General features: G+C 71.6%; 4 protein-coding genes. 2 read left to right on the top strand and 2 right to left on the bottom strand.

Annotation, left to right across the window (positions count from 1 at the left end; translation table 11 throughout):
- Positions 1–1,652 (top strand): alpha-xylosidase (yicI, locus tag AQI94_RS00225; RefSeq protein ID WP_062229518.1); only part of this gene is annotated, 1,652 nt, incomplete at its 5' end.
- On the top strand, positions 1,652–2,656 hold the full coding sequence (locus tag AQI94_RS00220; protein ID WP_031042671.1) for a LacI family DNA-binding transcriptional regulator: 1,005 nt from the start codon (positions 1,652–1,654) through the stop codon (positions 2,654–2,656). The genes yicI and AQI94_RS00220, both read left to right, overlap by 1 nt.
- 52 nt (positions 2,657–2,708) lie before the next feature.
- Here AQI94_RS00220 and AQI94_RS00215 read toward each other — a convergent pair whose 3' ends face one another.
- Together AQI94_RS00215 and AQI94_RS00210 are read right to left on the bottom strand one after the other, a co-directional pair.
- Positions 2,709–3,311: a hypothetical protein gene (locus AQI94_RS00215; protein ID WP_031042672.1), complete on the bottom strand. Its 603-nt coding sequence runs from the start codon at positions 3,309–3,311 to the stop codon at positions 2,709–2,711.
- 14 nt (positions 3,312–3,325) lie between these two features.
- Positions 3,326–8,230, bottom strand: a complete 4,905-nt coding sequence (locus AQI94_RS00210) for a ricin-type beta-trefoil lectin domain protein (protein ID WP_062229517.1) — start codon at positions 8,228–8,230, stop codon at positions 3,326–3,328.
- Between the last annotated feature and the right edge of the window lie 149 nt (positions 8,231–8,379).

Raw genomic sequence — 8,379 nt, 5'->3', positions numbered from 1 at the left:
CCGACGCGGGCTACGGCGTCTTCGTCGACCACCCGGGCAAGGTCTCCTTCGAGGTCGGCTCGGAGGCCGTGTCACGCGTCCAGTTCAGCGCGGAGACCCAGGAGCTGACGTACTACGTCATCTACGGCCCGAGTCCGAAGGAGATCATCCGCAAGTACACGGCCCTCACCGGCCGTCCGGCCCTTCCGCCCGCCTGGTCCTTCGGCCTGTGGCTGTCGACGTCCTTCACGACGGCGTACGACGAGGAGACCGTGACGTCCTTCATCGAGGGCATGCGGGAGCGCGAACTGCCGTTGTCCGTCTTCCACTTCGACTGCTTCTGGATGCGCGAGTTCAACTGGTGCGACTTCCAGTGGGACCCGCGGGTCTTCCCCGACCCGGAGGGCATGCTCGCGCGACTGCACGCGCGGGGACTGAGGGTCTCCGCGTGGATCAACCCGTACATCGCCCAGCGCTCGCCGCTGTTCGCGGAGGGCAAGGCGCTCGGCCATCTGCTCAGGCGCCCCGACGGCAGCGTGTGGCAGTGGGACCTGTGGCAGCCCGGCATGGCCCTGGTCGACTTCACCAGCCCGGCCGCCCGCGACTGGTACGCGTCCAAGCTGGAGGCGCTGCTCGCCCAGGGAGTGGACTGCTTCAAGACCGACTTCGGCGAGCGGGTACCGCTGGACGTGGAGTGGTCCGACGGCTCCGACCCCGAGCGGATGCACAACTACTACTCCTACCTCTACAACCGGACCGTCTTCGACGTGCTGCGCAAGCATCGCGGCGAGCAGGAGGCGGTGGTCTTCGCCCGCTCGGCGACCGCGGGCAGCCAGCAGTTCCCGGTGCACTGGGGCGGCGACTGCGAGGCGACCTACGAGTCGATGGCCGAGTCGCTGCGCGGGGGCCTGTCGCTGGGCCTGTCCGGCTTCGGGTTCTGGAGCCACGACATCGGCGGCTTCGAGGGCACCCCGACCCCGGCGCTCTTCAAACGCTGGCTGGCCTTCGGACTGCTCTCCTCCCACAGCCGTCTGCACGGCAGCGCCTCGTACCGGGTGCCGTGGCTGTTCGACGAGGAGTCCGTGGACGTACTGCGGCACTTCACCCGTCTCAAGCTGCGGCTCATGCCCTACCTCTACGAGGCCGCGCGCGCCGCCCACACCGAGGGCGTGCCGGTGATGCGGGCGATGGTCCTGGAGTTCCCTGACGACCCCGGGTGCGCGCACCTGGAGCAGCAGTACATGCTCGGCCCCGACCTGCTGGTCGCGCCGGTGTTCAACGACGAGGGCGAGGTCTCCTACTACGTCCCCGAGGGCACCTGGACCCACTTCGTGACCGGCGAGACGGTGACCGGGCCGCGCTGGGTGCGCGAACAGCACGACTTCACCAGCGTGCCGCTGCTGGTCAGGCCGGGCGCGGTGCTCCCGGTCGGCGCCGTGGACGACCGGCCCGACTACGACCACGCCGACGGGGTGACCCTGCGGGCGTACGGCCTCGGGCGGGGCGAGCAGGTCACGGTGCGGGTGGGCGAGGTCGCCTTCACCGTCGTACGCGAGGGAGACACGCTGCGGGCGTCCTGCTCCGAACCCTCGGCGCCCTGGGCGCTTGCCGCGGGCGACCGGACGGCGCGGGCGCGGGCCGGGACCGGCTTTCTCTCCCTGGAGCTGGGCTGATGGTGAAGATCACGGATGTCGCGCGGCGGGCCGGGGTCTCCCCCAGCACCGTCTCCTACGCCCTCAGCGGCAAGCGCCCGATCTCCGAGGAGACCCGGCAACGGGTCGAGGACGCCATCCGCGAGCTGGGCTACCGCCCGCACGCGGGCGCCCGCGCCCTGGCCGGCCGGCGGTCCAATGTGCTGGCCCTGGTGGTGCCGTTGCGGGCCGGGATCCACGTCCCGACCGTCATGCGGTTCGCGGTGTCCGTGGTGACCACCGCCCGCCGCCACGACCACGACGTGCTGCTGCTGACCCAGGAGGAGGGCGCGGACGGGCTGACCCGGGTCGCGGACACGGCTCTGGTCGACGCGCTGATCGTGATGGACGTCCAACTGGACGACCCCCGGCTGCCGTTGCTGCGCACGCTGGACCTGCCGACCGTACTGATCGGCTTCCCCGCCTCCCCGCAGGGCCTGACCTGCGTAGACCTCGACTTCAGGGCGGCGGGCGAGGCGTGCGTGGAGCATCTGGCGCGGCTGGGGCACCGCTCGGTGGCCCTGATCGGCTCCCCGCCGGAGGTGTACGTGCGCCGCACGGCCTTCGCCCAACGCGTGGTCCAGGGCTTCACGGCCGCCGCCGACCGCAGCGGGATGTCGTCGAGCGTCCACCCCTGCGAGACGGGCGCGGCCCGCGAGGTAGCCGAGCAACTCCTGCGGGAGCAGCCCGCGCTGACGGGCGTGGTCGTCCACAACGAGGCCCTGCTGGGACCCCTGGTCGACGCCTTCGCCGACCTGGGCCTGCGCGTCCCCGCCGACCTGTCGGTCACCGCGATCTGCCCCGACGAACTCGCCGAGTCGGTCCGCGTCCCGATCACCTCGGTGACGCTGCCCACGGCGGAGGTGGGCGAGCGGGCCGTGGAACTCCTGATGAAGAAGCTGGACGGGACGGCCGTACCGGAGTCGACGCTGGTTCCGCCGAGGATGACGGAGCGGGCGAGTACGGGGCGGCGGACGGTTCCATGAACAGGGCCCTGCCTTCCACGGGGTGTGGACGGCAGGGCCCTCGGGCCTCGCTCTAGTCGCCGGCGACCAGGAACTCGACGTTCTGCACCACGAACTCGCCGTAGTGCAGGGCCGATCCCAGACCCTCCAGCCGCTTGTACTGCTCCTCGGGCAGCGACGCGTCAGGGGCGTACTCGATCACCCTCAGCAGGACCCGCAACGCCAGGTCCGGGGTGCAGTGGTGAGCGCAGTCGACGAGCGCCCGGCGCACCTCGGCGGTCAGGAACCCCATCGGCTCGATCTCGGCGACGACCTCGTCCCGGTGGTCGAGGCCGTCCTCCGTGTCGGCTCCGGTGAGCTGTGGCACCTCCGCCCGTGCGGACAGCCAGGTGTCGCACACCTCGACGACGGTCCGCGTCCACTCGGCTCCCGTGGTCTGCCGGAAGCTCGGGCCGTACTGCGATCCGGCCGTCCACAACACCTCCAGCGTCTGCGACGGCAGGCCGTCGAGGAGCGTCCGGGCGTCGCGGCGCACCGCCAGGACGTTCTCACCGGCCTCGTCCGGCAGGCGCCGTGCGACGAGTTCGGCGGCGTTGTCCGCCTCGTAGGACCAGTCCTGGTGAAAGAAGGCCATCACCCACGGGACACCGAAGTCGAACTCGGTGAAGCGCTGCACGGCGGTCACCCTCCTTACTTCGGATAGCAGGTCTGCACGTAGTAGCCCAGCGGGTGTTTCGCCTGGCCCTCCACCTTGGGCGCCCTCACGAGCTTGATGAAGAAGCCGTTACCGGTGGCCTTCGGAGCGGCTCGGCCGTTGTCGTAGTAGACCGTGCCGAGGGAGTTGTTCCGCCCGAAGGTACCCGACCAGGTCAGCTCGTTCGTCTTGTTCTCAGCCATCCACTTGCGGATCTTGTTCGCATTGTTGGCCAGGGCGTAGTCGACGACCTGCTGCGCGGTCTGCTGGTCGATGAACACGCTGTTGGGCGTGTCCCTGCCGCTCTCGACCGTCTTGCGGTGCGCGATGGCCTCCGCCTCCGCCTGGTTCGGGCGCACGTGTTCCTTGAGAGTGTGCGCCTGCTCCGGGAAGCTGGCCTCGTCGAAGATGAGGTCGCTGCAGTTGTGGACCAGGACCGGGGTGGCGCCCGCGACCGCGTAGAACGTGTGCAGTCCGGCCACAGTCAGGTCGTACACGGTCTGCGGTGCCGAGGCGTCGCGGTCGAGCACCGCGGCCACCGTGCGCGGGCTCGCGCCGGGGGTGCGCAGGCTGTCGCCGGGACGCAGGTCGGACGCGAGGGTCCAACCCCGGCCGATGACGAAGAACTTGTGCCCCGAGGTGCTCGTCAGGTCGTCGCCGGACGCCAGTGTGATGTCCAGCAGGTCCGCGGAGCGGTGCGAGAAGGTCTGGGTGACCGGCTCGCCACGGGTGCTTCCGGTGTCGGGGTCGGTGGCCAGGAGGCGGTCACCGAACCGGACGTCACGGATGTCCTTGCGGCTGCCGTCGGCGAGGACCACCTGGGTGTCGCCGGGGAAGCTGTTGCGGATACAGGCGGTGCGTGCCTCCTCGTACGTCCGTGCGCTGCGCTCGATCGCGGCCAGGGCGCGGGCGTCCACGTCCAGGGCCCGCAGCGCCTTCAGGGCGTCGGAGACCCCGATGCCGGTGCGCATCGCGGCGTCCACCGCGCGGATCGCCTCGGTGACCTTCGCGATCGGACCGCCCAGCGGCAGCCAGGTGGCGGCCCAGGCGCAGTCGCCGTAGCTGCCGCCGTCCTGGGCCGTGGTGACCTTGTGGTAGCAGCCGACGAAGTCACCGATGATCGAGTCGAAGAGCCCCTTCCACAGGTCCTTGGTCGCCTCCCACGAGGAGATCTTGACCTTCTTGCTCAGGTCCGTGAACGTCTTCGTCTTCAGGAACTGCGTGTCCTCCGCGGGGCAGCCGGACTCGGTGGAGGGCACCTCGGGGTTCAGACACAGGTAGTAGCTGACGGTCGCGTCGAAGTGCACCTCGTACACCAGGTCGCAGGGAAGGCGCGAGCAGTCGTCCGGCAGCCGCTGCGGATCCCCCCGCTGCTTGATGTCGTCGATGACGGAGAACACCCCGCCGAGCCCGGTGCCGGCACCCGCCTGCACCTGGCTGTTGGCGTCATTGCGCGCGGCCTGGTCGGCCGCCTGCTGCGCCGACTCCGCGTACTTCTGCGCGTCCTTCGCCGCCTGCTCCGCCGCGGTCGCCTCCGCGTCCGCACGGTCGGCGGCGGCTCGGGCGTCCTTCGCGGACTGTTCGGCCTCCGCGGCGGCCGTGCGGGCGGCCTCCGCGTCCAGGGCCGCCTGGTCGGCGGAGGAGCGGGCGTCGACCGCGTAGGTCTCGGCCTGGTCGGCGGCCTGGTCGGCCGCTGCCGCGTCCTCGGTGGCCTGGCGGTCGTACTCCTTGGCACGGGCGAGGGAAGCCTGGGCGTCGGCCGCGTACTGGGCGGCCTCGGCCGCGTAACCGAGCGCTTCCTTCGCCGACTTGCGGGCGTCGGCCGCGAATCCTGCGGCCTCCGCGGCCAGGGTGTACGCCGCCTTCGCGTCACCGGTGGCAGCGGCCGCGAGGCTCGCCGCCTGGGCCGCGTTCTTCTGCGCGTTGGCCGCGTGCGCCTCGGCGACCGCCCGCTGCTGCTCGGCGATCGTCTTCGACGACTGGCCGGACAGGACGGCGAGGCCCGCCGCCGAGTCGGTGGTGACGTACGGCGCGCCCAGCTGGATCGCGTCGTTGGCCGGGGCGGCGACCTGCTGGGCCGCGTTGCCGGCGTCCTCCGCCGCCTGGGCGGTGGTGTACGCGTGCCCGGCCGCGTCCGCAGCGCCCGCGACCGCCTTGGCGGCCTCGGCCTTCGACGCGTCCGCCTGCTTCATGGCGTCGGCGGCGTGCTTCTCGGCCTCGTCGGCCAGCTTGACCGCGGTCCGGGCGGCGGACGCCGAGGCCTCGGACGCCTTGATGGCGTCGGCGGCCGCGCTGGTCGCCGTACGGACGGCCGCGTCCGCCCTCAGCTTGGCAGCCTGGGCCGCGTCCGCGTCGGAACGGGCCCGCTTCGCGGCCGCCTCCGCGCGGGTCGCGGCAGCGTCCGCGTCGGCCGCGGCCTGCGTGGCCGCGTCCGCCTCGGCACGGGCCGAACTCGCGGCCGACTCCGCGTCACCGGCGGCCTTGTCCGCCTCGTCAGCGGCGGCCCGGGAGTCCTTCGCGTCGGCATCCGAATCGTGGGCCTCGGCGTAGGCGTCCTTGGCGTCGGCCTTGGCGCGGGCCGCGTTCGCCTTGCTCTCCGCGTCCCACGCGTCATCGCTCTTGCCCTTGGCCCGGTCCCGGGCGCCCTCGGCGTCCTGCCGCTTGGCACGGGCCGTGGACTCGGCGCTCTCCGCCCGGCCCTTGGCCTCCTGGGCGGTCTGCGCGTACCCCTGCGCGTTCTGCTTGTGCTGGGCGGCCTCGGCCTGCTTGGCGGCCGCGGTCTCCTTCTCCGCCTTCGCCGTCGCCGCCTCGGCCTCCGCCGCGAGCCGCTTGGCGTGCGCGTCGGCGGCCGCCGCCTTCGCGTCGGCCTCGGCCTTCTGCGTCTCGGCGAGCTTGGCCTTCGCGAGGTCGCGGGCGGCCTTGGCGGTCTGCGCCTGTACGGCGGCCGCGTCGGCGGCGGCCTTCGCCTGGGCCCGGGCCTCGTTCGCGGCCGCGGTACGGAAGGCGGCCTTCGACTGCGCGGCCTGCGTCAGCGCGCGGGCGGCGACGGTGGCACTGTCCCCGGCGGCGGCACGGGTGGCCGCGTAGGCGGTGTCACCGGCCTTGGCGAGCGCGTCCAGCGCGGCCGACGACGCCTTGGTGACCTGCGCCTTCTGCTGTCCGACGAGCAGGCCCCGGCCGCGCGGGGAACCGGCCTTGTCGGCGATGTCGTACGCGGCGGTCAACGCGGTGTCCGAGGTGGTGGCAGCCGTCTTCGCCGTCGTGGCCTGGGCCTTGAGCAGGTCGACCTGCTTCTTCGCCGCGGCCTGGGCGTCCGTGACTCCCTTGGCCGCCTTGTCGAACTGGGCCTTGGTAGGGTAGTCGAGGTCGTCGGTGCCCTGGTGCCCGGACGGGACGACGTCGAACTGCTGCGGCGCCTTGCCGGTGCAGTCCCACATCCGGCCGTCACGGCTGTTGGTGTAGTCGGCGAGGTCGAGGCAGTTGCCGGTGCCCGGGTTGTACAGCCGGGAGGTGCCGTGGGTGCCGTACTCCCACTTCTGCGAGGCGCCGGTGCCGCACGTGGAGATCTGCACCGCCGTCCCGTTGGCGCTCGCGCCGCCCTTGACGGTCAGGCACTTGCCGGAGTTGGGGTTGACCAGGCGGTCGCCGTCGATCTGCCACTTCTGACCGACGCTGCCGTTGCAGGTGTAGATCTGCACGGGCGTGCCGTTGTCCTTCTTGCCGCCCGCCACATCGAGACACTTGTCGGTGGCCCCGTGGGCGTGCACGACGAAGGGGCTGGTGCCGATCCAGCCGGGGCCGCCGGCCGACCAGTAGTCCTGCCAGCGGACCAGGTGGTCGGCCCGCCAGGAGAGCCCCAGCAGTTCACCGAGCGCCTTGGAGCCGGTGGCCAGCGCCTTGACGGCGGTCTTGTTGGCGGTCAGGAGCTGGTTGCGCGGGGTGGCCTGCGCGGCGATCTCCTGCTGCCACTCGGCGGACGCGGCGGCGACCTCCTTGCCGAGCACCTTGTTCGGGTCGACGGGGGTGCGCCAGGCGCAGGACGCGAACCGGGTCTTCAGGTCCTCGACCGCGATGCGGTACTCGACGCTGCCGGGCTCGGGCGCGGTGCGCGGGAAGCCGCCGTACGAGAGGAAGAGCCGGGCGTTGTCCGCGGCCGTCGGCTCCATGGACCAGTTCACCAGGCCGTCGTAGGCCTGGTGCTCCTCGTACGCCTGATTCCAGTTGGGCGCGTTCGGGTCGGGGTCGCCGCCGTACAGCGGGTCACCCAGGCTCTTGACCGCCTTGACGGTGGCGTCGTCGGCCTTCGGAGTCAGGTCGCGGTAGAAGTCGCCCTCGCTCTTCCAGAACTGCTCCCAGATCCACTTGGAGATGCCGGTCTGCTGGAAGAAGTTCGGGCGGTCGTCCCCGCTCGTCCCGGGCGGCCACTCGAAGTCGGCCACCGACTTGAAGCCGCCGGGCGTGGGCAGCCCCGAGATCTCGAAGTCCCGGATGTGGTCGTAGAGAGCGGAGCCCTCCTTGTCGGCGGCGTCCCTGTCCTGCTTGAACGCCGTCGACAGCGGAGTGGTCTCCCAGTACGACCGGTTCGCCGCGGTGTGCAGTTTGTCCGGCGTCTGGTTCAGCCCGTCCTGCGCGACGCCGAACATGGCCGGGCCGCCCATGCGCAGCGTCTCGCCGAGCAGGCACTGGTCCTGGCGGAGCTCTTCGGCGGCCTTGGCGTCGAAGCCGTCGTAGCTGTCACCGACATCGGCCGCGGGTGCCATGTCGTCGGCCGCGTACCGGCTGATCAGGTCGGGCTGTACGGCCACCGATCCGATCAGAGCCACCGCGACGGCGGATGTCAGCAGCGGCGTGAGAAGCCCGGAGCGCGCGCGGGCATGCATGAAGCGCCGATGTCTCGGCATGGTGGTCTGTCCTCCCCGTGGCGACGGTGTTCCCCCGGTCGCCGTTCGACGCGCCCTGTGGCGGAGTGGTCGGCTCCGTCCGGCGCGGCGTTTACTTTAGGCATACATGTCGGGTGCAGGACAAGAGTTTTCCGGGTTACATGTGAGCA

Source organism: Streptomyces pseudovenezuelae (assembly GCF_001513955.1).
GTDB classification, from domain to species: Bacteria; Actinomycetota; Actinomycetes; order Streptomycetales; family Streptomycetaceae; genus Streptomyces; species Streptomyces pseudovenezuelae.
The sequence above is the reverse complement of the archived record's forward strand: the minus strand, read 5'-3'. Positions and strand labels throughout refer to the sequence as shown.